The sequence below is a fragment of the Treponema sp. R6D11 genome (assembly GCF_054786075.1).
In genome coordinates this window covers 1-21199 of sequence record NZ_BDHD01000026.1, presented here as the reverse complement: position 1 = coordinate 21199, position 21199 = coordinate 1, and the positions used below count along the sequence as shown (strand labels likewise).

Genomic DNA, 21199 nt, shown 5'->3' with positions numbered 1-21199 from the left:
GCGGCTGGTTTGTGAAAGACGAGCCTATTAATCACTCTGTTGGGCATTGTTACCGCTGTCATACGGTAATAGAGCCGTTTCTTTCCGAGCAGTGGTTTGTCCGCATGAAGCCGTTAGCTGAAAAGGCGTTAGCCAGTTGGCAGAAAGGCGAAATTATTTTTTACCCCAAAAAATGGGAAAACACTTATAAACACTGGATGGAAAACATAAGGGACTGGTGCGTCAGCCGCCAACTGTGGTGGGGGCATAGAATCCCCGCATGGACTTGTACCGACTGCGGCAAAATGACAGTTTCACGTAACGACATCGATATATGCCCTCATTGCAAGAGCAAAAAAATAGAACAAGACCCCGACGTGCTTGACACTTGGTTTTCAAGCTGGCTTTGGCCCTTCAGCACATTGGGCTGGGAAAACGCCGATTGCAAAACCGATGACTTTAAAAAATATTACCCGACAACCGCCCTTATAACCGCCTATGACATCATCTTTTTTTGGGTATCAAGAATGATCATGGCAGGGCTTGAGTTTACGGGCAAAGCGCCGTTCCGTGACATTTACATTCACGGGCTTGTGCGGGACAAACAGGGACGCAAAATGAGCAAGTCTCTGGGCAACGGACTTGACCCGTTGGAGCTTGTGGACGAGTTTGGCGCGGACGCTATGAAGTTTACGCTTGCGTTTATGTGCGCCCAAGGACAGGATATTTTAGTTGACAAAGAATCTTTTAAGATGGGGACAAAATTCGCCAACAAAGTGTGGAACGCAAGCAGATATATTTTAATGAATCTTGACGGTCGTACTTTGCAGGAAAACCCCGCATTAACTCCAACTGATGAATGGATTTATTCACGGCTAAACGAAGCGGCAAAGTCGATGAGGGAAGCGTTTCTTTCCTACCGTTACAACGACGCCGCGCAAACAGCCTACGAATTTTTTTGGAACGATTACTGCGATTGGTATGTTGAAGCGACAAAACTTTCTATAAAGGGCGGCGACGCTACGGAAAAAGACCGCGCTACTTCCGTCCTGCTTGACGTGCTTGAAAACTCACTGCGCCTGCTCCACCCCCTTCTGCCCTTCGTTACCGAGGAAATCTACCAGAAACTGCCCGATACGGGCGCGAAAGCCCCATTGCTTATCAACGCCGAATACCCCGATTTTGACGCGAAGCGAGACGATCCCTCGCAGGAGAAAAGATTCGCGAGCATGCAGTCATTGGTGGGCATGGTACGCACCCTGCGGAGCGAATGCGGTATAACGCCGGAAAAGAAACTTCGCGCCCTTGTGCGCGCCTCTGGGGAACAGGCGGACACATTCAAACAAAACGGAGATTTGATAAAACTGCTCGCGGGAATCGGGGATTTAAGCGTCGAAGACGCAAAAGAAGGCAGACCCGCAGGTTCAATCGGAATGGCCGGAACCGGGTTTGAAATTTTTGTCTTTGTCGCGGAGGCGGTTGATACTCAGGCGTTAAAGAAAAAACTTTCAGGCGATCTGGAAAAAGACTTAAAATATGTCGACGCTCTGCGCGGCAAGCTGGCGAACGAACAGTTTGTCAAAAACGCGCCCGCCCAGCTTGTGGACGAACAAAAAAGCAAACTTGAGGAAACACTCAAGCGTACCGAAAAACTCGGTAATTATTTAAAGGACTTATAAAATGACAACAGAACAAATGCTTCACATGAGCGTTATCCACCTTGTGCCGTACATTCAAGCGGCAACGTTGCTTATCGGAAAATCGCGCGAAGGCGGCGGAAACATGTTCCGCCATCAGATTGACACTATGGCGATTCTGGTCGACTACGGATACATCGATTCAGTCCTGTTAAAAGCCTCCCTTGTGCATGATTTAATCGAAGACATACCCGACTTAAACCATAACATCCTCTTATCAATCGACTTTGAAAGCCACGCCGTCTACAACCTCGTACAGGAAGTTTCAAGGCGGCACAGCGAAACAAAGGCGGACTTTCTTATACGCATAAGGGAAACAGGCTCACATAACGCGAAAGTCCTTAAAGTGGCGGATCGCCTTTCCAATATGATTTCCCTGGGATTTGTAAACAATCTTGACTTTGTAGAGCGTTACATTAATGAAACGACCGAATATGTGCTTCCGATAGCGAGGGACATAAGCCCGTATATGACGCAGGAACTGTCTGATTTGCTCGATTCAAGAAGAAAATACCTTGAAAGATTGCGAGATCAACCCGCGGCCTTAAAAAACAACGAAGAAAAATAAATAATGCATGAACTTTTACTTTCAAAAATAAACTCACCGCAGGATTTAAAAAAATTAAAATTAAACGAGCTTAACGGCCTTGCTAGGGAAATAAGGGAAAAAATAGTCGACGTGGTCTCAAGCAACGGGGGGCATCTCGCGTCCAATTTGGGCGCAGTGGAACTGACCATCGCCCTGCACCGCGTTTTTAACACGCCGCAGGATAAAATAGTATGGGATGTTGGCCACCAGTGTTACGCGCATAAGATTCTTACGGGCAGGTACGCCTCTTTTTCTTCTTTAAGAAAATATTCGGGGCTCGCCGGATTCCCGAAAAGTAGCGAAAGCGAACATGACGCTTTTAACACGGGACACGCCTCCACTTCCATTTCAGCCGCCTTAGGACTTCTCGCCGCGGAAAAGATCCTCGGCGGCAAAGGATACGCCATAGCGGTCATCGGGGACGGGGCGTTGACGGGCGGGCTCGCCTACGAGGCGCTCTCCCACGCCGGGCACTTGAAACTGCCTTTAATCGTAATCCTAAACGACAACAAGATGTCCATAAGCCGTAACGTCGGCGGGCTTTCCAAATATTTAAGCAGACTTTCCATGAAGGCGAAGTACCAGACGTTCCGCAGGCATTTTGACGCTATGGTAAAAAGAATCCCGTTTGTAGGCGAATCTTTTTTTGACCTTGTGGTAAGGCTAAAACGCGCGGTAAAGGCTGTGTTTTACATCGACAACTTTTTTGTGGACCTTGGGTTTGAATATGTGGGGCCGATTGGGGGGCATAATATCCACGCGCTTACAAGCGTTCTGGAAGACGTAAAAAGGTTGAACCGCCCCGTCGTAATCCATGTTATCACGCAAAAGGGAAAAGGGTACGGCTACGCGGAAGACGAGCCAGACAGTTACCACGGCGTAGGCTCATTTTCCGTGGACGAAGGCATCGGTTCGGGAGAGCGTTCAAGCGCGAAAAAAACTTTTACGGAAGCTTTTTCTAACATAATTCTTGAAGCGGCGAAGAAAGACAGCCGCGTGACGGCCGTAACGGCGGCGATGCAGACGGGGACGGGGCTTACCCGTTTTAAGGAAGCGTTCCCCGCCCGCTTCTTCGACACGGGAATCGCGGAAGAACACGCCGCCACTTTCGCCGCCGGCCTTGCCGCCCGCGGACTGCGCCCCATAGTAGCGGTTTACTCGACTTTTATCCAAAGATCGGTGGATCAGATAATACACGACGCCGCCCTTCAAAACCTGCCCGTTATTTACGCGCTGGACAGGGCCGGTTTCGTAGGCGCGGACGGCGAAACCCACCAGGGGTTATTCGACATTTCGCTCTTCCGAGGCGCGCCCAACATGACGATTCTCGCCCCCGCTGGCGAAAACGAACTGCGCCTTATGACCGACTGGGCTCTCGCAAAAAAAGACGGCCCCGTCATCATCCGCTACCCGAAAGCCTATTGCCCCGCCGAATGTCCCGCGTTTTCACGGCCTGTTGAAGAAGGGCGCGGGGTTTTCGTCTCGCGCGAAAAGGGACGGGTCTGCCTATTTTTCACGGGAAGCCTTTACAGGGAAGTACTTGAAGCCGCGACAATCCTTAAAGGGCAGAACATACAAACAGACCTTTACAACTTGCGCTTTTTAAAACCTGTGGACGAAGATTATATCGCGGGGCTGATGAACGAGTACGAACTTGCGGTTTTTATCGAGGAAGGCGTAAAAGAAGGCGGCATAGGCGAATACTTGACTTCCCTCGCCCTTGAGCGCAACTGCAAATGCAAAACCGCAAGCTTTACGGCGCAGAGCAATTACTTTGAAGGCAACAGGGCGCTGGGGACAAGGGAAGAACTGCTCGCTGAAAACGAGCTTGACGGCAGGAGCATAGCGCGAAGAACGGCCGCCTTAAACGTTAAATAGCCCCTTCGTACACAAGCAGTTCTTTTCCGTCTATCGTTACCGTCAATCCCGATTCAAGTTTCTTTGTAGCGTCCCTTATGTGGGTAAGCCAGACAAGGTTTGGATTGATAAGGGCTAACTTCTGTTCGCTTATTTCCGAAACGCTTTCGCAGATGATTCCGCTCACCGAACTGATCAAGGATATATATTCTTCGGTAAGAACGTCGCAAATAAGTATGGAACCCGCGCCCGAAGACATGATCTTTTTACGCGCGTCGGCCGCGTTTGCGGAATGGACAATTTTGCCCTGCACGCGGGTAATGTCCTGATTCGCGAAACCTCCGGCGCTTGAACGCGCGAGGACTGTCCCAATAATGACTACGCGGATGTTGTTTATCATGTTCGGGCTTTCTAACGGCAGGCCCGCGATGAGCACTATTTTATCCGATATGCCGGCAATCCCGGTATCGGAAACGACTTTCATGGTATCGTTTATCATGGTTTCAGAATCGTCCACTTTAGATCTGAGCAGGGTGTTAACGCCCCAGTACAACTGCATAATGCGTTCGGAGTGGTGTTCCGTCGTTACGGCGAGAATAGGCTCGTCCGGCCTGAATACGCTTAAAATTCGCGCGGTGTTTCCCGAGCGGGTCGGCGTAACAATGGCTTTCGCGTTAACCGCCGTCGCGGTTTCAACTCCCGCGCGCGACATGATTATGCCTAAGTTTTCTTTTGGGTTGTGCACTTCCGAATGACATTCGTCGTGGAGACTCCTCATGCGCTCGCGGAATTCGTCCGACTGCTCGATAACGCACGCTATTTTGTCCATCGTTTTTACCGATTCCACAGGGTAGGCCCCCGCCGACGTTTCGCCTGAAAGCATAATCGCGTCCGTTCCATCCAGTATCGCGTTCGCCACGTCGGTCAGTTCGGCGCGGGTCGGGCGCGGGTTCACTATCATCGATTCAAGCATCTGCGTGGCGGTAATGACGGGCTTGCCCGCCCTTCGGCACGTGTTGATAATGTGTTTTTGCGCCAGAGGAATCTGCTCAATGGGGACCTGTTGGCCAAGATCCCCCCTCGCCACCATTACGCCGTCGGCGAGCCTGGCGATTTCTTTTATGTTCTCCAGTCCTTCGCAGCTTTCAATTTTCGCTATAACTTTCATGTGGGACGAATGACTTTCCAAAAATTTCTTTATTTCGGTTACTTCGTGGGGAAAACTTAAAAAACTTGCGGCGACACAATCAAGATCCAACGAAACGCCGAATTCCAAGTCTTTCTTATCCTGTTCGCCGATAATGGGAAGCCCGGCGTGAACGCCGATAAGGTTGACGTTTTTCTTACTGCCGATGACGGCGGTATTGTTCGCCCTGCACTTGATGCCTCCCGCCGTATCAATTACTTCAAGTTCAAGAAGCCCGTCCGCGATAAGAATACGGTGCCCTTTTTGCAGTTTTGAACCGGCATCTTTCCATGACAACGCAATATGCGCCGGTGCCCCGTTCCCTACCGCCGTTGTAAAACTGTCATCGGAAGTAATAAGGACATCGTCCCCTTTATTTATCGTGACCTTGCCGTCTTTTTCGACCATGCCCGTACGTATCTCCGGTCCTTTTGTGTCCAGCATAATCGCGACGGGAATTCCCAATTCTTTGGAAACACGCCTAACCCGATCTACGGAAGCGCGGTGCTCGCCTTCAACCCCGTGGGAAAAATTAAGACGCGCCACGTTCATCCCGGCAAGTATAAGGTTGCGCACGACATCATCACTGGCTGACGCCGGGCCTAAAGAGCATACTATCTTTGTTTTTCTGATATTCATGATTTTAAGGTTTCTCCTTATTGTCATAATATCATACATTTTTTATATAAGGAAGCTATTATTTATATAAAAAATAGCTAGAAGATTTCACACAAAGGACACGGAGGAAGAGAAGGACACGAAGAGGAATAAGGGGTTTTCGTCCGTTAATTTATCGTAAAGCTCACGAATAGTCTTCGGACAACAACCCCCTCTTCCCCATTTGTGTCCTTTGTGCCTTTGTGCCTTTGTGCCTTTGTGTGAGTCTTTTCGGAAAAATCCAAATTAGGCGAAAACTACTTCGGTCATCACGGGGTTTTTGCCTTTTATTTGTATCGAACCCTTTTTAGCGTCTACCGTGAAGACCGCGCCGTCTTCCCAGTGGCGTTCTAGGAGAAGGTCGGACAGGGGGGATTCTATCTCTTTTTGCAATGTGCGGCGCAGGTGCCTGCCGCCGAATTTCTGGTCCCAGCCTTTTTCGGCGATAATACGCTTTGCGGCATGGGTTACCTTTAACGAATAGTCCTGTTCGGCTAGTCTGCGGGAAAGTTCTTCTATTTCAATGTCCAAAATAGCCTCTATTTCTTTTTGTTTTAACGGGTTAAAAACCACTATTTCGTCCACCCTGTTGATGAATTCAGGGCTGAAAATACGGCGCATTTCTGACATCGCCTGCGTTTCAATTTCGGCGGCGCTTAAGAATGAGGAGCCGTTGGAAAAACCAAGGCGGTTATCCTTGGAAATTTCGCGCGCCCCGGCGTTACTTGTCATTATGATTATCGTATTGCGGAAATTGACGGCGTGCCCTAGGCTGTCCCTAAGTTCCCCCTCTTCCAACACTTGAAGTAAAAGGTTAAACACGTCGAAATGCGCTTTTTCAATCTCGTCAAAAAGGATTACGCGGTACGGGTTGCGTCTAATTTTTTCAGTTAACATTCCGCCCTCTTCATAACCGATGTAGCCGGGAGGCGCGCCCACAAGACGGGAAGCGTTATGCTTTTCCATGTAGTCGGACATGTCAATACGGACAAGCGCGTCCTCATTAGCGAATAGGAACTGCGCGAGTTTTTTCGCAAGGTAGGTTTTTCCCACTCCGGTGGGCCCTAGGAAGATAAATGAGCCTAACGGGCGGCGCGGGGAAGAAACTCCCGCTTTAGAGCGCCTGATGGCGGAGGCGACGCGCTTTATCGCGTCATCCTGGCCTATAATCGCTTTACGCAGTTCGTCTTCAATTAAAAGCATACGGCTCGATTCGCGCTCTTCCAAGTTCATGACGGGAACGCCCGTCGCTTCGGTTACGACGCGGCGCACGTCCTCGTCGGTTACTTCCGGCCTGTGGCTTACCGAAGCCTGTTCCCACGCGATCTGCGCTTCCGCGAGGCGCACCCTTAAATCACGCACTTTGTCGCGCACTTCGGCGGCGTGCTCGTAATCCTGCACGCTTACAAACGCCGTCTTCTCTTCGCATAACTTCGCGATCTCGTCTTCAAGACCGGCGATCTCGGGCGGTTCGTCCCGCGATTCAAGCTTGCGAAGGGCTCCCGCCTCGTCAAGAATATCAATCGCCTTATCCGGCATGAAGCGTCCCATGATATAACGTTGGGCTAATTTCGCCGCGAGCGTTACGGCGCTATGAGAATATCTAACAAGGTGGTGTTCTTCAAATTTTTTCTGAATGCCAAAAAGAATTTCCACGGTTTCATCGTAACTCGGTTCTTCTACGGTTACGGGCTGGAAACGGCGTTCAAGGGCTGCGTCCTTTTCAAAATACTTGCGGTACTCGGACAATGTCGTGGCTCCTATACAGCGTATCTCGCCTCTGGAAAGCCCCGGCTTTAACATATTAGAAGCGTCCAGGGTGCCTTCCGCCCCTCCCGCCCCGATAATCGAGTGAATCTCGTCGATAAACAGAATTATATTCCCCGCCTGATTCACCTCGCGGATTATTTTCTTTATTCTCTCTTCAAACTCGCCGCGGTATTTTGTTCCCGCGACTAACATTCCCATATCAAGCGAAAGGATGCGTTTGCCGGCGAGCGCCTCGGGAACTGCCTCGCTCGCAAGAAGCTGGGCGATACCTTCCACAATGGCAGTCTTTCCGACACCGGGCTCGCCGATTAATACGGGGTTGTTCTTCGTCCTCCTCGCGAGGATTCTTACGGCGCGGTTAATTTCTTTTTTGCGTCCTACGACAGGGTCAGTTTTGCCCGCCCTCGCAAGCGCGGTAAGATCGCGCGAAAAGTTATCCAGGGCGGGAGTTAAAACCGGGTATGCCGCGGGTTTTATCCTTGGGGCATTTTCCCTGCCGCCGCCGGCGTGAACCGGCACGCGTTCCCTTTCCCTGTGAAAATTAATTGACTGGTATTTATCCGTGGTAACATACTCGCCGTCATTTTTATTATGCGGCCAGCTGAACGTGGTTTGAATTATTACCTTCATCATGTCGGTATCCACCGCCCGCTGGTTAAGGTAAACCTGAACGCTTGAATCCTGTTCGCGCATGGCGGCGAATAAAACATGCTCGGTGCCGAGGTAGTCGCAGCCCATCGCCCTCGCCTCTTCCGTGGCGACATCCAGCATATTTTTGGTGCGTTTGGAAGGCGGCACTTCGCCGCGTATTATAAGGCCGGGTATTCTGGGTATGGATTTTTCCAGAACGTGCTTAAATTCGGGCAGGTCGATGCGAAGGAACATGAGCGCCTTACAGGCCGTCCCCCCGCCGTCCTTGAGCATCGCTATAATTATGTGTTCGGGCAAGAGCTGGTCGGAACTGAACCTTTTAGCCTCATCCTGCGCGTTTATCGAAAGTAACCTCTGTACCCTCTGAGTTAATCCCTTAAACAAAAACGACCCCTTGTTTATGCTGTTTTCTTAATTATAAGCAATATTCTGGCTTTTTTCAAATGAATAATGAATTAAGGAATTACGACCGTATCCCCGACACGCACGCCGGCGCGGGAGAACCAGCCTTGGGGGGCTTCTAGGGCATAACGGGCGGAGCGGCTTGAGAGGACGGAGCTTGTGTCGTTGGGGTACATGTCCTTTATATCGATAATTACGCCGTCGTGGGTGATAAAGGCGATGGAAAGCGGGATATAGGTGTTTTTCATCCAAAAGGACAACACATGATCGTAATCAAAGACAAAGAGCATGGCCTGTCCGTCGGGCAGTTTTTTACGGAACATAAGGCCGTTGTTTCGCGCTTCCTGAGTGTCCGCAATCTCCGCCTTTACGGAGGCAATCTTCTGCCCGTCCCTTTCAATGGAAATTTCCTTTATGGGTAGTTTTTGCCGCGAACAGGAAGTTACGGGGATTAATAGGCATACGGCTAAAATGCAAAGAAACGGGAAAGAGCGCTTTCTAGAAATCATTCAGGAAATCCTGGCGAAGTTTTACCTGTCCGGATTCAATCAGGCCGGATTCGTTTACGATGTCGGTAAAGACTTTTTTATCGATGTATTTTACGGTTAACGGCCTTTCAATCGCTATTCTGGTATCGTCGGTTTCCCAAACGGCTTCGGAAGGATCAAGGTAGGTGGGCTGGCCGTATTTTTCCACAAGTTGGGTAAAGACCGAATAGTGGTCTATTATGTCGGTATTAAGCGAAAAAGCCATGATAAACACGGACTCGTCCCTTAACTGGAAAAAAGCGCGTTTTATAAATAAAGAGCCGGTCGTTTCCACAAGGCTCTGGTTTCTTACGGGCAGAAAAGATACGTCCCTGTCGCCCCGAAAGTTGAATGAATCGTCGCTCTGCAGGTTCGCCTTTAAATCGTCAAGGCTCATTCCCAAAACAAGGGTGCGAAACTGGCGGGGCAAATCGTTTGTGCCGGCGGCCGCCGTTGGCGTCGTAGTCGCGCCGGTTGCCGGCGTGGCGGTAGCCGGCGGCGTGGCCGCTTTAGGTATGGGCGTGCCGGGTACGGTCGTCGGCGCCGCAGGCGATTGAGCCCAAACGCAGGCGGCAATTATGAGAAAAAAAACAAAAAATATCCATTTATGGTTCATCATATTAATTATCGGACACAGTTACGGCTTTATACAATGGGTTTTTTTGCAAGACGGGCTTTTTCCAACTGCTGCATTTTTTTATAATACGCGTTTTGCCTTAGTATTTCGTTTATGTCTTTTATGTAAAGTTTTTCGTTAATAATCTGCAAACCGGGGGTTTCCATAAGTTTCCGCGAGTATAACGTGCCGTCAGTCTGGGAAAGCCCTACCATGGTAACAAGCTCTTTTACCCCGAAATCAAACGAGAAAGCGGTAATTTCGCTCATATCCACTTTCTTTTTCTCGATATGGGTCTGCATTAAATCGTACATTCGCCCAATGGGATCGGTTATCTGGGTATTAGCGAGCTGTTTGTAAAGAAGCCAAATCCTCTCGGACAAAAGCGTCGTAAGACGGGCGATAAGCTGGGGCTGGGTCTGAATCATCTGCTGGAAATTGGCGCGGTTTACCGCCATAAGCTGACATTCTTCAAAAGCTACGGCCCCCGCGGCCCTCGGCTTGGATTCCAACAGGGCCATTTCCCCGAAAATGTCGCCCGATTTTAACACCGCGAGCAAAATCTCGTTGTTTTCCGTAATTTTTATTATTTTAACCGACCCCTTCTGAATGATAAAAAGTTGATCCCCTGGTTCTCCTTCGCAGAAGATTATGTCGTCTTTGGAATAGGTACGGGTCATTTCATCGGATTTAAATTCCTTAGGCGGTTTTTTGACAAAAGGGGCTATTTTTTTCATTCTTTCATGCGCGGTTTTAACATTCTCCCCTTTGGGGCAGAATCTGACATATTTAAGATACGCCAGAAGGGCCTGGCTGAACTGGTTATGCTTCGCGTAAAATTCCGCGACGGTAAACAGATGGCTTGGGGCTTCTTCGGCGGCGTTGTTTTTTAAGGTAAGCCTTGTAAGGGCTTCGTCAAGAAAGCGCATCCTTTTTGAAAACTGCATGATTATTTTCATGGCGACGGGGGCGTTGCTTTGGATTAGCTGGCTGAATTGGTCTCTTAATACCGAAATAAGGGTTACGTCGGTAAGCGCCTGCGCGGTTTCAATATGGCTGTGCCCCGACATCGTGGAAACGACGCCGAAAAAATCACCGGGATTCAGGATATCCCCTTCCTCGGCTACAATTTGGACTTCTTTGGAGAGTTTTACCTTTCCGGTGCGAATGATAAAGAACCTGTCCGCGTTCCTTTTACCCTCTACAATGATATATGAATTTTTTGCGAAATTAACAAATGTGAGTTGCAAAGGTGCGGCCATTTTCCCCCTCTTTTACCGTACTAATAACAGTATATTAATCTTGTCGTCATAATGTCAACTATTCTATATATGTAAAAAACTGTCTTGTAACCAGTAATTCTGTCGATAATAAGAGTAATACCATGAATAAACGGATTAATTTTGAAGATACCATTTTTATACTGAACGTCAGAATCAGGATGATCAGGGATCTTTTGCATCTTGATACGGATATAGGCCTTTTCCTGCATCAGACCATGAAAGATTTGGAATTTATCAATTCCATGCTGGATATGCTGTCCGAAAAGTTCCTCGCGAACATCAAATTTATGGACAGGGAAACCGAGGCGGACAACCTTTCGGACGCGGAATGGCAATTTAGCCAAATTATCAACGAAGTTTCCAACAATACAAGCCCGTTTTCCACCGCCCTTCTCGCCGAAACGCAGGTTTGGATTGACAAATTCAGAAAAGACAGCGCGAAAAGGCAAAAACAGATAGAAGAGGCCCATATTCCCGCCGGGCAGACGGTAAAAGAGCCCCTTGTAAGCAATGCGGAGCTAAACGGACTTCTGGGCGGCGAGTGAGAGTTACAGGCGGAACGCTTCTGGGAAGGACTATTACGGTGCCTCCCGGCATAATACGGCCAAGCATGGACAAAATGCGCGAATCCGTTTTCGCCTGCCTTGGGGACTTATCCGGCCTATCCTTTCTTGACATTTTTTCAGGTTCCGGCATTATCGCGATTGAAGCCGCCTCGCGCGGCGCGTCCGTTGTTGAAGCCGTCGAACAGGACAAGTTAAAAAGAAAAACCCTTTTGGACAATGTTTCCATCTCCCCGGTAAGGATTAACTGCCGTTTTATGCCGGCGGAACTGTACGTAAAAAGGGCGAAAACCTCCTTTAATATCATCTTTCTTGACCCGCCTTTTCCATATCAGTTCAAATGGGAATTGGTTGAAAACATCTTTCTTTCCCCGCTTATGGCCGACGGGAGCAGGCTTTTAATCCACCGTCCGCGCCAAGATTCGCAAAAAACCGCAATTCAAAGCCTTGAAAAGACGGACTCGCGCGAATATGGAAGGTCGGTGGTCGATTTTTTCATTTCTCACAAAGAAATAAAGTTATAACTTTTTTATATAACTTAAAAAATACTACTTGCGTTTTTTTTAAAAACGACAGATAATATATATAAGAAAAATAAGGATATAAAAATATGGAAATAAAAAAAGAAATCGAACGATTTGAAGATCAGGGTTCTTTCCTTAAAGTAACTTCTACTACGCCGGTGGAAAGCACCCAAAAGGCCATCTTAAACCGAAAGGGCAACCAGATGTTCAACGAAGGGAACGTTGATGGGGCGAAAAAAGTCTTTCTTACCACAAAATATACGGACGGGCTTACAAGAGTAGGCGATTATTATAAATCGCAAAACAAGTTTCTTGAAGCCCTGCAAATGTACTGGATCGCGCCGGATCGAACAAAATCCGAACCTATGATAGAGCAGGTTGCGGAATTATTACATGGACTTATCCTGGAAGACAAAGAAAACGAGAAAGATGTCATTCAGGAAGGAAAGGAACAGAATGATTGATGAAATTCAAACGGCAGAACCACATAAAATTTCTGAAATTTCAAAAGTCGGGTACCAATACCTAAAAGAAAATAAAATAGACGAAGCCATAGACTGTTTTACAAAAATCCTTTTAATGGACGAGAACAACAATTACGCGCTTGTAGGATTAGGAGACGCTACGCGCAAACAGGGCGCCATCCACGAAGCCGTAAAATTCTACCAAAGATGCCTTGCCAACCATCCCGGCAACAATTACGCCCTTTTCGGGTTGGCCGACTGCTACAAGGCTATGAACCAGTACAAGAAAGCGATTGAAATATGGGAACAGTACCTTGTCCACGACGATAAAAACATAACCGTTCTTACAAGAATAGCGGACGCTTACAGGAAAGTGCGCGATTTCGCGAACTCCAGAAACATCTACATGAAGGTTTTGGAAATGGAAAACACAAACCCCTACGCCATAATCGGCATGGGGCATCTTCATTATGATTTTAAGGAGTACAAAGAGGCCCTTTATTACTGGGAAAGGATGCTTGAAATTAACAGCGACAACGTGGATATCCGCGTCCTTACTTCCATAGGCAACTGCCACAGAAAATTAAAAACATTCAGCGAAGGCATACCCTATTTTGAAGCCGCGTTAAAAAGGGAAAAAAATAATTTTTACGCCCTTTTCGGTCTTGCCGACTGCTACAGGGGCATGAACCAGATTACCACTTCGTTAAAATACTGGAACCAGATTCTTGAACAGGATCCTAGAAACAAGATGATCCTTACGCGCATGGGCGACGCTTACCGCAACCTGAACGATTATGAAAAATCAAAAGAATATTACGAGAAAGCCCTTAACATTGAATTTGACACTTACGCGGTAATGGGCCTTGCGTTGCTCGCGAAAGAACAGGAAAAATACGAGGAAGCGATCACTTCTTTCAGAAGGCTGATCCAGCAGGATTCCAGAAATTTCCGCCTGTATCTTGAACTTTCAGACTGTTATCTGAAATCAGGCGACCGCAGAAAAGCGGCCGAAGTTTTGGAAGAATTTCAAAGGCTGGGAATAAAAAATCAAAAAATAGCCGAAATGCTGGAAAGCCTAAGATAACATGGGCGCGATTCCGGCGTCCCTTGCGGGGCTTCTTCCGGCGGAGATTGAAACCCTGCTCCTTCCCCTGCCCCGCTTTCGCGCAGTCCAAATTTACAAATGGATAACCAGGGGCGTTTCCGATTTCGATCAAATGACGGATTTACCTTCCTCTTTGCGCGAAGAGCTAAAAAACCGCTTTAGATTGTATTCGTCCGCCGTTTCTACCCGCCATGAAGACGCGCAAGGCGGCTCGGCGGCGAAATTTACAATCGCGCTTGAAGACGGCTTAAAAATAGAGGCCGTCCTGTTACAGGACGGAAAATCGCGCTTTACCGCGTGCCTTTCGACTCAGGCGGGCTGCCCCGCGGCCTGCGTGTTCTGCAAGACGGGCAGTCTCGGCTTTTCCCGCAACCTTACCGCCGCCGAAATAGCGGAACAGTTTTTATTTCTGCGGAACACGCTTCCTGAGGGCGATTCTAAGGAAGCGGACGGCAAAAGCGCCCACGCCATCGAAAACATCGTCATCATGGGCATGGGGGAGCCTTTGTTAAACCTGCCCGAACTGCGGAAGGCCCTCGCCTTTTTCACCGACGGCGCCGGCCTAAATTTTTCAAAGCGGAGGATTACGGTCTCCACCTGCGGTATCTGCGAGGGCCTGTTCGATCTAGCGGAAAACGGCCCATACACAAGGCTTGCCCTCTCCCTTGTAACCGCGGACGAGGAACTTCGCGGTCGTCTTATGCCCATCGCCGCCGCCAACCCTCTCGAAAAGGTAAAGCAAGCCCTCATCGCGTACCAGGACAAAAGCGGCGCTCGCATCACTCTGGAACTGCCCCTTTTAGGCGGCGTCAACACCCGCGACAAAGACGCTCTTGAAATGGCGCGGTTCGCGAAAGGTCTTGATAGCGTAATAAACCTAATCCCGTGGAACCCCGCAGACGGCCTTGAATTCGAGGGTAAGCCCCTACGCGAACCAGATAAAAAAGAGACGGAAGACTTTGTAAAACTGCTTGAAGGCAAGGGGTTAAAAGTTACCATGCGTCGCAGGAAAGGAAGGGGCGTTATGGGCGCCTGCGGCCAACTTGGAGTGATTTATCTCAGAAACCAAGAAAATACCGCCTGAAAGGCGCCTATCAGGAAGCCAAGTATGCCGCCGAAGATGTCTATCCACTTAAACTGGTCAGCCATCACGTCTAGGATAATGCGCTCCACGTTAAGCATGTCCAAGGAATCGATTCTTTCCGATACAAGGGCTTTAATGTTTATCGAGGAAAGGATGTTTTCAATCTGGCCGTCCACTGCGGACATTAATTTTTCAAATAAAAAATCGTCCAGCTTTTTTTTGTCGTCCGGGTTTATGTCAAAAAGTACCGATATGTTTTTTTGCCCGCCAATAAGACCTTCAAATGACACTTGAACCGTATCAAGGAGCATGTTTCTAATCTTGCCGTCGCGCAAAAGCTCTTCGATACCGGCGACAAGCTCCTTGATAATTTCAGGCATTTTCTCCTGCAGGGTTAAATCGTACTGACCTACCGTAAGAAAAAGACGCTGTAAGGTATTTAGCTGAAGGAAAATTTTAGTAAGGAAAACATGACCCCTCGATTCCATTTCCCTGCGGATTTCATCGCGGTTAAGGAAATTAAGAAAGCCGCGCGTAACGGAAGGATAAAGGTTTTCAAACGCGCCCGTAATCCGTTGGGTAATGGCGTTTTCACGGCCTTCCAGCAGTTCGTTCGGCGTTTTACATAAAAAGTTATCCGTAAACAACGAAAGCGTGTTTTTAACCTGCTCGCGCACGTCGCTTCTGGCAAGGCGCTGGCGTAAAATTTCTGGCGTTAAAAGTTCCCTTTCCACCATCGCGCCTATGCTTTGCGCGAGCCTGTGCCTCTGTTTGGGAAGGATGCCGGGCGTAAAAGGCAGTCTTACGCCAAAAAAACGGATCTCTTTAAGCGGACGGAAAAGCATCCTTATCGCGATAACATTTGTAACAAAGCCGATAACCGCGCCCGCGACGGGCGGAACTGCGAAAAGAAGGATCGTTTTCACCTTCTCATGGACTCCGAAGCCGTTTTCGCCTGATACTCGCTGTCATAAATATCCATAGCTTCTTCTTTCAGCCAGCCGTGCTGGGTTCCCTCGATTAAAACCCACGAAGTATATATGTCCGTATTTTTGATTGTCTGCCGCCTTATGACTTTTACCAAAGAGCCGCGCCTTAGGTAGCCTATAGAGGAACTGTCTTCGCTTGGGTCGGATAATACGTGAGTAAACGATTCTTTGATTACTCCGAACCCGATGTAGTTTTTTGAAAAGGGCGCCGTAACGGGCGGAACTACCGACGTTTCTTCCTTCTTTGCCGAACAAGTACAGACGGCAAGCAGTAAAAGCAATTGACCAAGAATACGAATCGCTGTTATTCTCATATCTAATGAAAAATATAGCCGTTTTATCGGTTTTAGTCATTATCTTAAGCGCAAATTCTTATGCCGAAGAAAATGAAAAGAATTATTGTTTTTCATTAGGGCCGCAGTTCGGCTTTATCTACGGACAGGCTATGGAGTACGTCTATTCATTGCCCAAAGATACAAAAAACGAATTCTTGAGCGAGCTTATTTGGGATATGAAGCCTGTTTTTTACTTGGGCATACAAGGGGAATACGGCCGAACCGATTTAATGAAAGCTCCAGGATTTTTTTCTTCACTTTCCTTTAAGGTGGGAATTCCGGCCGATTCAGGCGTTATGGAAGACCGCGACTGGCTATGGCCTTCAAACGCCAACCTTACCCGTTTCTCAAGCCATACCAATAAAACTGACGCGTATATTCAATTAGACGCCGCCGTCGGCGCTTCATTTCCAATTATCTCGGTATTATACTTAAAACCTTTTATTTCAGGCTCATGGATGCGTTTTTCTTTTGCCGGAAGAGACGGATATGGGATATATAATGACAGCAATCCCAAAGAACAGAATTTTTCCGGGGCGGTTATCAGTTACCGGCAGGACTGGCTGCTTCTGGCTTTCGGTTTAAAGGCTGGCACAAAAATCTTTTATCCTTTTTCCTTTGAAGTTTCTTTTCAGATAAGCCCGCTTACCTATTGCTCCGCGATAGACACCCATCTATTAAGAAATATCGTCTTCCGCGACATTACAGAGTATGGGCTTTTTATGGAACCGTCTTTAAAAATGTATTTTCTGTTAAAACATGCGGAATTATCATTGGGGTTGAATTACAGATATATAGGTAAAACCAAAGGCGAATCATACGCAAAAATGAATAACGCGAATTATGCGCTTGAATCGAATAAAGCCGGAGCGGGTCTTTCAATGTGGGATATTAACTTTCTTGTAAATTTCCGCCTGTAAATTACAGGAACAGGGCTTGCGGAAACAGGAAATGCAAAAAGGCGACGGCGATTAAGGCGAATCCGACGGTTCTGCGGAACCTTAAAAGGCTCGCGCCAAGGCGGTCTAAAGAACCCGGGTTTTCAGGGGCAGCCGAAATGTCCTGGCGGTAAATTCCAAATACCAATAAAATTCCTGCGATAATGCCGGCGGCCGACGGAATAAGATCGCCTAAAATGAGGATTCCGTCCATTGTAGGAGAAAGGAGTTTTAATATCCCCGTAACAGCGCATAAAATGCCCAAAACAAGGTGAAAGGTAGGGGTATTAAGTGAAAAACTTAAGCTCTTTTCTATGGAATCCGTCGAGGCGTCTTCAGCTTCCCCGTTTCCGTTTCCGGCGAACAGGATATACCCGCTTAAGCCGTTACATAGGATTGATAAGAAATACAACTGTATCATATTAAAAACATAACAGATAAAACAAGATTAGTCAAATCATTTTTACGCATGAAAACGCCTGAATATTCACGCTCACTCGGGTTTATAGTTTATCTGCAATCTGCTTTTTTCGGACTGCAGGATAATTACCTGCTGTGGCGAATCAAAGGGAACCGCAAATCGGTATTCTTCTACGGGTTCCATGCTGAAAAAAATACGGTGGTAAAAGACGGGGCTTTCTTCGTTTTCGGCGCCTTCAATTACAGGATAGGATACCGCAAGATCGACGGCGCCCGTATACGCCCTGTCGGCGTTCTTTTTTACTGTTTTTGTCAGTACTACGATAGTGGCGCCTTCAAAACGCGTTCCTATTATATCAATTCTGTTGCCGTCCAATGAATACGCGCCTGTTTTTGTCACTAACGAAACAATTACAATAAAAACGCATATCAGTATAATCGTAAAAAACAATGTCGCCCTCGGCTTGTCGGCGACAAGGGGCTTTAAAAGGTTAAAGCTGTTGTGGGGTTGGCGTTTCGCGTACAGGTCCTTTACGGCCTGAGAGGATTTTTCCAGCCTGCGCTCGCGGCTGTAATAAAAAACAAGATTTTCCTCCGCGGCGGGATTCGGGCCGTCAGGCTTGCTGAGCTTGTAATTCGCGTTTGGCCGCGGCTTTTTTCCCTCCGTTTCCTCCGTCATGGGGAGCCGCCTATAAACTTGTCCGTCCGCCACCATAAAAACTTCACGTTAAAATTATCGGCAAACATCGCGCAAAGGATACCGTCCGGCGAAAGGAAAAAGTCATTGTAGCGCAGCTCGTCTATAAAGAAATTGAGTATGCCTCTGCGCTGTTCGCGCGAATGGGAATCCACAAAAAGAATGGAAAAGCCAGTTTCCACGGGAAAGTAAAGAAGAACCTTGCCGCCCCTCATTACGCCAATCATCGAATAAAAAACCTTTATGTCGGCGGAATGGTTGTTTTCCGAAAATTCATAAAGCGGCACTTCTATCGAACCCGAATAAGAACCGTCTTCCACGTCAAGAATCCAGATGACGGAACTGACGGGCTCCGAGCCGGTGCGCGTGTTCGTTAACTGGTCAAAGGTATCTCTGCTGTAATCCGCTTTAATGTAAATTTTCCGCGCGTCCGGGGCGGCCGCGACATGGTCCACCGCCGTTATCGCCTGAGGCCACTCCTTAGAAGACGGAATAGCTTCCGACGCGATTTTAACAAGATACAGAAGCGCGCCCGAGGAGTTGTACCAGTACACGTTCCAGCCGTCGGGAATACGGCAAATAACGGTAAGCTCGTCCTTCGCCGACGTGGTAAGGCCCACAATCCTAGGGAAAGGACTGCCCCCTATTCCCTCGCGCCCGAGATAATTGATAAAACGCCCGTCCTGATCAAAGTGCAGAATTATCCCGTCCAGAACCGCCCTGCTCTCGGGGTCGGTGCGGTGCGCCTGTTCGGCTAGCCTGTCTTCGGCGAAAATATGCCTGCGGGAATCAACGGTAATCCAGCCGGGCGCGTCAAGCGGATAGGTGTACGCCCACCTTGTCGTCTGCTCTTCCCCGGAAATATTGGTTTTTAAGGTAATGGGTGCGGGGTTTGTTTCCTCGTTATAAATCATGAACAGCAGGTCGCCGTAGGAGTTATACCTGACGATTTTTCCGGCGTTCCCGTCCGCTATGTAAAAAAGGCCTTCCCTCATCGTAAAGCCCGTGCGCCTTATTCCCATGTTCCCTTCCAGCTTGTAAAGGGCGATTTGGTCTTCCATGGGGCCTATTTCCAGGGAAAAAAGCTCTTCCCTTTCCACGGAACCGACCGAGTTAATTTTACAGGCGCTGAAAAAAGCAAGCGTTAATATAAGCAATATATATGTTTTCAATCTTAAACGCATATCTTTCTTAAAATCCATCTTATTTTATTGTTTGCCGACATTCAAGCCGGACGGTTGTTAGTATATCAAATTAATACTATAATTACCACAATGATCGGGGCAAAATTGACAATTGATGAAAAAACCCCTTGTTTTTTCGGAAAAAACGGACGCTTTTTGGTTTTTTCCTTATTCATCTTTTTAGGTTCACTGCTTTACGGTTGCGCCGCGCTCGCGGCCTCCGCGCAGGAATACTATTCAATCGGCATGGCCTACTACGATCTTGGAAAATACGAAGAGGCGGAAAAATGGCTTAACCGCGCGAGCCTCGCGGACAGGACGATGACGGCTTCCCAGTACAACCTTGGAAGGATAGCGTTTGAAACGCAAAGGTACAAGGACGCCGCGAAACTTTTTGAAAGCGTCTTAAAAAAAGACCCTGACAACATACCCGCCCTAAAGGCCGCCGCATATTCAAGAATAAAATCAGGCGATCTGGAAAAAGCCGAAAAACATTACGATAAATTAATGGCGCTTGTTCCTGAAAGCGCAGACGACGGATACAATCACGCGCTTGTCTTATTCGCCATGGAACGCTACGACAAAGCCGAAGAAGTGCTGGAAAAATATTCTTATTCCCTTCAGGATAACGGCGAATTACTACTGCTTTACGCCCGCACAAAAAAAGCCTTAAACAAGACGGAAGCCATCGACAGTTACGCCAAATGGCTTGATAGCAATTCGGACAAGAAAGTCAGATACGAATACGCCCAGCTTTTGGAAAAGAACGAATTGTACGCGAGGGCAATCGAAGAATACCGCTTGATTTTAACCGATACCTTTTCCGATAACGATGAATTAAAAAAATATGACGTCCGTTTTTCCCTTGCGGCGCTTTTGCTTACGGCGGACTCTTCAAGCGACGAAGGGGCGAAGGAGATGGAAGCCGCCGTTACCGAGGGTTATGAAAATATTAACGAAGTGGAAAAACTGCAAAGAAACACGAAGGTAAGCGCGGCAAACAGGGACAAGTTAAGAACTATCGTCAACAATATGCAGCGTTCTCTGGAAGAAAAAAAGGCGGCCGAAAAAGCCGCTAAAAACTGACTTTTAGGGTCGTTCCCACTAGGCCGTCCACGGAAAATGTTTCAGTCTTTGTTTCTTCGTTAAATCTTAGTTTTACAAAACTTGAAAAATTTAACCTTCCCAAAATTCTTATTATCGTCTCATGGCCGATTATGCACCTAACACGGAAATTATCCTCCGTCTGCTCAAACGCCAATTCAAGGCTTTCCCTGCGCAAATGTTCATGCTCCGAATTTAACAGCTTCGACAATTTAAGCCACGATTTTTGCCCGTCCGCCTTCGCGATAACCCATTTATAAAAAGCCCCTATAACGCTTTTTGTTATCGGCACCGTCCAGTCGATAACGGCGCTTTCCAGCCACAGTCCCTCACTGCGCAGGGTAAGCGTATTTGCCGCGTTCAACACCCCGCCTTCAAACCCCTGAAAGGACGAACCTAACACGGACTGGATCCTCCATGAAGCGTCCCTGTCGCGCGGGATGATTACCGCCGTCTCTATCGCATGGGTAAATTCATCGCTCTTGTAAAACTTAAAAAGCGGCCGGTAGCCTAACGCGCCGAACATATTGACGGCGGAAAAGCCAAGCCAGGCCCCGATGTTTAACATGTCGGAT

General features: G+C 48.0%; 21 protein-coding genes. 10 read left to right on the top strand and 11 right to left on the bottom strand.

Annotation, left to right across the window (positions count from 1 at the left end):
- The 3 genes from ACYVTD_RS04490 to dxs all read left to right on the top strand — a co-directional run.
- Positions 1-1658: class I tRNA ligase family protein (locus tag ACYVTD_RS04490; protein ID WP_461246592.1), on the top strand; the 1658-nt coding region annotated here is incomplete at its 5' end.
- Position 1659: 1 nt separating this feature from the next.
- Complete coding sequence (locus tag ACYVTD_RS04485; protein ID WP_461246591.1) at positions 1660-2244, top strand: hypothetical protein; 585 nt, start codon at positions 1660-1662, stop codon at positions 2242-2244.
- Positions 2245-2247: 3 nt separating this feature from the next.
- Positions 2248-4143 carry a 1-deoxy-D-xylulose-5-phosphate synthase gene (gene dxs, locus ACYVTD_RS04480; protein WP_461246590.1) on the top strand — a complete coding sequence of 632 codons (1896 nt, stop codon included), beginning with the start codon at positions 2248-2250 and terminating at the stop codon, positions 4141-4143.
- On the opposite strand, the gene pyk is transcribed toward dxs, so the two are convergent.
- The 5 genes from pyk to ACYVTD_RS04455 all read right to left on the bottom strand — a co-directional run bounded on the left by pyk (position 4136) and on the right by ACYVTD_RS04455 (position 11193).
- The gene (gene pyk / locus ACYVTD_RS04475; RefSeq protein WP_461246589.1) at positions 4136-5947 is read right to left on the bottom strand and encodes a pyruvate kinase; all 1812 of its coding nucleotides are present in this window, start codon (positions 5945-5947) and stop codon (positions 4136-4138) included. The genes dxs and pyk overlap by 8 nt on opposite strands.
- A gap of 264 nt (positions 5948-6211) precedes the next feature.
- Positions 6212-8770 (bottom strand): ATP-dependent Clp protease ATP-binding subunit, encoded by a 2559-nt coding sequence (locus ACYVTD_RS04470; RefSeq protein WP_461246588.1) that lies wholly within the window; start codon positions 8768-8770, stop codon positions 6212-6214.
- Positions 8771-8841: 71 nt separating this feature from the next.
- Positions 8842-9297, bottom strand: a complete 456-nt coding sequence (locus ACYVTD_RS04465; RefSeq protein ID WP_461246587.1) for a DUF192 domain-containing protein — start codon at positions 9295-9297, stop codon at positions 8842-8844.
- Positions 9287-9934 (bottom strand): hypothetical protein, encoded by a 648-nt coding sequence (locus ACYVTD_RS04460; protein WP_461246586.1) that lies wholly within the window; start codon positions 9932-9934, stop codon positions 9287-9289. Before ACYVTD_RS04460 ends, ACYVTD_RS04465 begins: the two co-directional genes overlap by 11 nt.
- A 26-nt stretch (positions 9935-9960) precedes the next feature.
- Positions 9961-11193 carry a Crp/Fnr family transcriptional regulator gene (locus tag ACYVTD_RS04455; RefSeq protein WP_461246585.1) on the bottom strand — a complete coding sequence of 411 codons (1233 nt, stop codon included), beginning with the start codon at positions 11191-11193 and terminating at the stop codon, positions 9961-9963.
- 122 nt (positions 11194-11315) lie between these two features.
- Between ACYVTD_RS04455 and ACYVTD_RS04450 the strand changes: the two genes are divergently transcribed.
- From ACYVTD_RS04450 to rlmN, 5 genes are all read left to right on the top strand, one after another.
- Positions 11316-11759, top strand: coding sequence for a hypothetical protein (locus ACYVTD_RS04450; RefSeq protein WP_461246584.1), 444 nt, complete (start codon positions 11316-11318; stop codon positions 11757-11759).
- Positions 11756-12301: an RsmD family RNA methyltransferase gene (locus tag ACYVTD_RS04445; RefSeq protein WP_461246583.1), complete on the top strand. Its 546-nt coding sequence runs from the start codon at positions 11756-11758 to the stop codon at positions 12299-12301. The genes ACYVTD_RS04450 and ACYVTD_RS04445 overlap by 4 nt, the downstream gene beginning before the upstream one ends.
- An 86-nt stretch (positions 12302-12387) precedes the next feature.
- Positions 12388-12765, top strand: coding sequence for a hypothetical protein (locus ACYVTD_RS04440; protein WP_461246582.1), 378 nt, complete (start codon positions 12388-12390; stop codon positions 12763-12765).
- The gene (locus ACYVTD_RS04435) at positions 12758-13852 is read left to right on the top strand and encodes a tetratricopeptide repeat protein (protein WP_461246581.1); all 1095 of its coding nucleotides are present in this window, start codon (positions 12758-12760) and stop codon (positions 13850-13852) included. Before ACYVTD_RS04440 ends, ACYVTD_RS04435 begins: the two co-directional genes overlap by 8 nt.
- Before the next feature lies 1 nt (position 13853).
- Positions 13854-14957 carry a 23S rRNA (adenine(2503)-C(2))-methyltransferase RlmN gene (rlmN, locus tag ACYVTD_RS04430; RefSeq protein ID WP_461246580.1) on the top strand — a complete coding sequence of 368 codons (1104 nt, stop codon included), beginning with the start codon at positions 13854-13856 and terminating at the stop codon, positions 14955-14957.
- Here the strand turns inward: rlmN and ACYVTD_RS04425 are convergent.
- Entirely contained in the window at positions 14927-15883 is a 957-nt protein-coding gene (locus ACYVTD_RS04425; protein ID WP_461246579.1) for a DUF445 domain-containing protein, read from the bottom strand. The genes rlmN and ACYVTD_RS04425 overlap by 31 nt on opposite strands.
- Positions 15880-16260, bottom strand: coding sequence for a hypothetical protein (locus ACYVTD_RS04420; RefSeq protein WP_461246578.1), 381 nt, complete (start codon positions 16258-16260; stop codon positions 15880-15882). The genes ACYVTD_RS04425 and ACYVTD_RS04420 overlap by 4 nt, the downstream gene beginning before the upstream one ends.
- A gap of 5 nt (positions 16261-16265) precedes the next feature.
- On the opposite strand from ACYVTD_RS04420, the gene ACYVTD_RS04415 reads away from it, so the two are divergent.
- On the top strand, positions 16266-17201 hold the full coding sequence (locus ACYVTD_RS04415; RefSeq protein ID WP_461246577.1) for an omptin family outer membrane protease: 936 nt from the start codon (positions 16266-16268) through the stop codon (positions 17199-17201).
- Position 17202: 1 nt separating this feature from the next.
- Here the strand turns inward: ACYVTD_RS04415 and ACYVTD_RS04410 are convergent, their stop codons facing one another.
- The 3 genes from ACYVTD_RS04410 to ACYVTD_RS04400 form a co-directional block, all read right to left on the bottom strand.
- Entirely contained in the window at positions 17203-17640 is a 438-nt protein-coding gene (locus ACYVTD_RS04410; protein ID WP_461246576.1) for a hypothetical protein, read from the bottom strand.
- Positions 17641-17712: 72 nt separating this feature from the next.
- The gene (locus tag ACYVTD_RS04405; RefSeq protein ID WP_461246575.1) at positions 17713-18318 is read right to left on the bottom strand and encodes a hypothetical protein; all 606 of its coding nucleotides are present in this window, start codon (positions 18316-18318) and stop codon (positions 17713-17715) included.
- A complete protein-coding gene (locus ACYVTD_RS04400; protein WP_461246574.1) occupies positions 18315-19538 on the bottom strand; it encodes an LIC_12708 family protein in 1224 nt (407 codons plus the stop codon). Before ACYVTD_RS04400 ends, ACYVTD_RS04405 begins: the two co-directional genes overlap by 4 nt.
- Positions 19539-19574: 36 nt before the next feature.
- Here ACYVTD_RS04400 and ACYVTD_RS04395 point away from each other — a divergent pair, with 36 nt between their 5' ends.
- A complete protein-coding gene (locus ACYVTD_RS04395; protein WP_461246573.1) occupies positions 19575-20606 on the top strand; it encodes a tetratricopeptide repeat protein in 1032 nt (343 codons plus the stop codon).
- Here the strand turns inward: ACYVTD_RS04395 and ACYVTD_RS04390 are convergent.
- Positions 20596-21199: hypothetical protein (locus tag ACYVTD_RS04390; protein WP_461246572.1), on the bottom strand; the 604-nt coding region annotated here is incomplete at its 5' end. The genes ACYVTD_RS04395 and ACYVTD_RS04390 overlap by 11 nt on opposite strands.

Bases quoted from the DNA above. Each gene is read 5' to 3' on its own strand.
- ACYVTD_RS04455 (WP_461246585.1), bottom strand. From the start codon at position 11,193: ATGGCCGCACCTTTGCAACTCACATTTGTTAATTTCGCAAAAAATTCA.
- ACYVTD_RS04450 (WP_461246584.1), top strand. From the start codon at position 11,316: ATGAATAAACGGATTAATTTTGAAGATACCATTTTTATACTGAACGTC.
- dxs (WP_461246590.1), top strand. From the start codon at position 2,248: ATGCATGAACTTTTACTTTCAAAAATAAACTCACCGCAGGATTTAAAA.
- rlmN (WP_461246580.1), top strand. From the start codon at position 13,854: ATGGGCGCGATTCCGGCGTCCCTTGCGGGGCTTCTTCCGGCGGAGATT.
- ACYVTD_RS04405 (WP_461246575.1), bottom strand. From the start codon at position 18,318: ATGACGGAGGAAACGGAGGGAAAAAAGCCGCGGCCAAACGCGAATTAC.
- ACYVTD_RS04485 (WP_461246591.1), top strand. From the start codon at position 1,660: ATGACAACAGAACAAATGCTTCACATGAGCGTTATCCACCTTGTGCCG.
- ACYVTD_RS04440 (WP_461246582.1), top strand. From the start codon at position 12,388: ATGGAAATAAAAAAAGAAATCGAACGATTTGAAGATCAGGGTTCTTTC.
- ACYVTD_RS04435 (WP_461246581.1), top strand. From the start codon at position 12,758: ATGATTGATGAAATTCAAACGGCAGAACCACATAAAATTTCTGAAATT.
- ACYVTD_RS04400 (WP_461246574.1), bottom strand. From the start codon at position 19,538: ATGGATTTTAAGAAAGATATGCGTTTAAGATTGAAAACATATATATTG.
- ACYVTD_RS04460 (WP_461246586.1), bottom strand. From the start codon at position 9,934: ATGATGAACCATAAATGGATATTTTTTGTTTTTTTTCTCATAATTGCC.
- pyk (WP_461246589.1), bottom strand. From the start codon at position 5,947: ATGAATATCAGAAAAACAAAGATAGTATGCTCTTTAGGCCCGGCGTCA.
- ACYVTD_RS04415 (WP_461246577.1), top strand. From the start codon at position 16,266: ATGAAAAATATAGCCGTTTTATCGGTTTTAGTCATTATCTTAAGCGCA.
- ACYVTD_RS04465 (WP_461246587.1), bottom strand. From the start codon at position 9,297: ATGATTTCTAGAAAGCGCTCTTTCCCGTTTCTTTGCATTTTAGCCGTA.
- ACYVTD_RS04420 (WP_461246578.1), bottom strand. From the start codon at position 16,260: ATGAGAATAACAGCGATTCGTATTCTTGGTCAATTGCTTTTACTGCTT.
- ACYVTD_RS04410 (WP_461246576.1), bottom strand. From the start codon at position 17,640: ATGATACAGTTGTATTTCTTATCAATCCTATGTAACGGCTTAAGCGGG.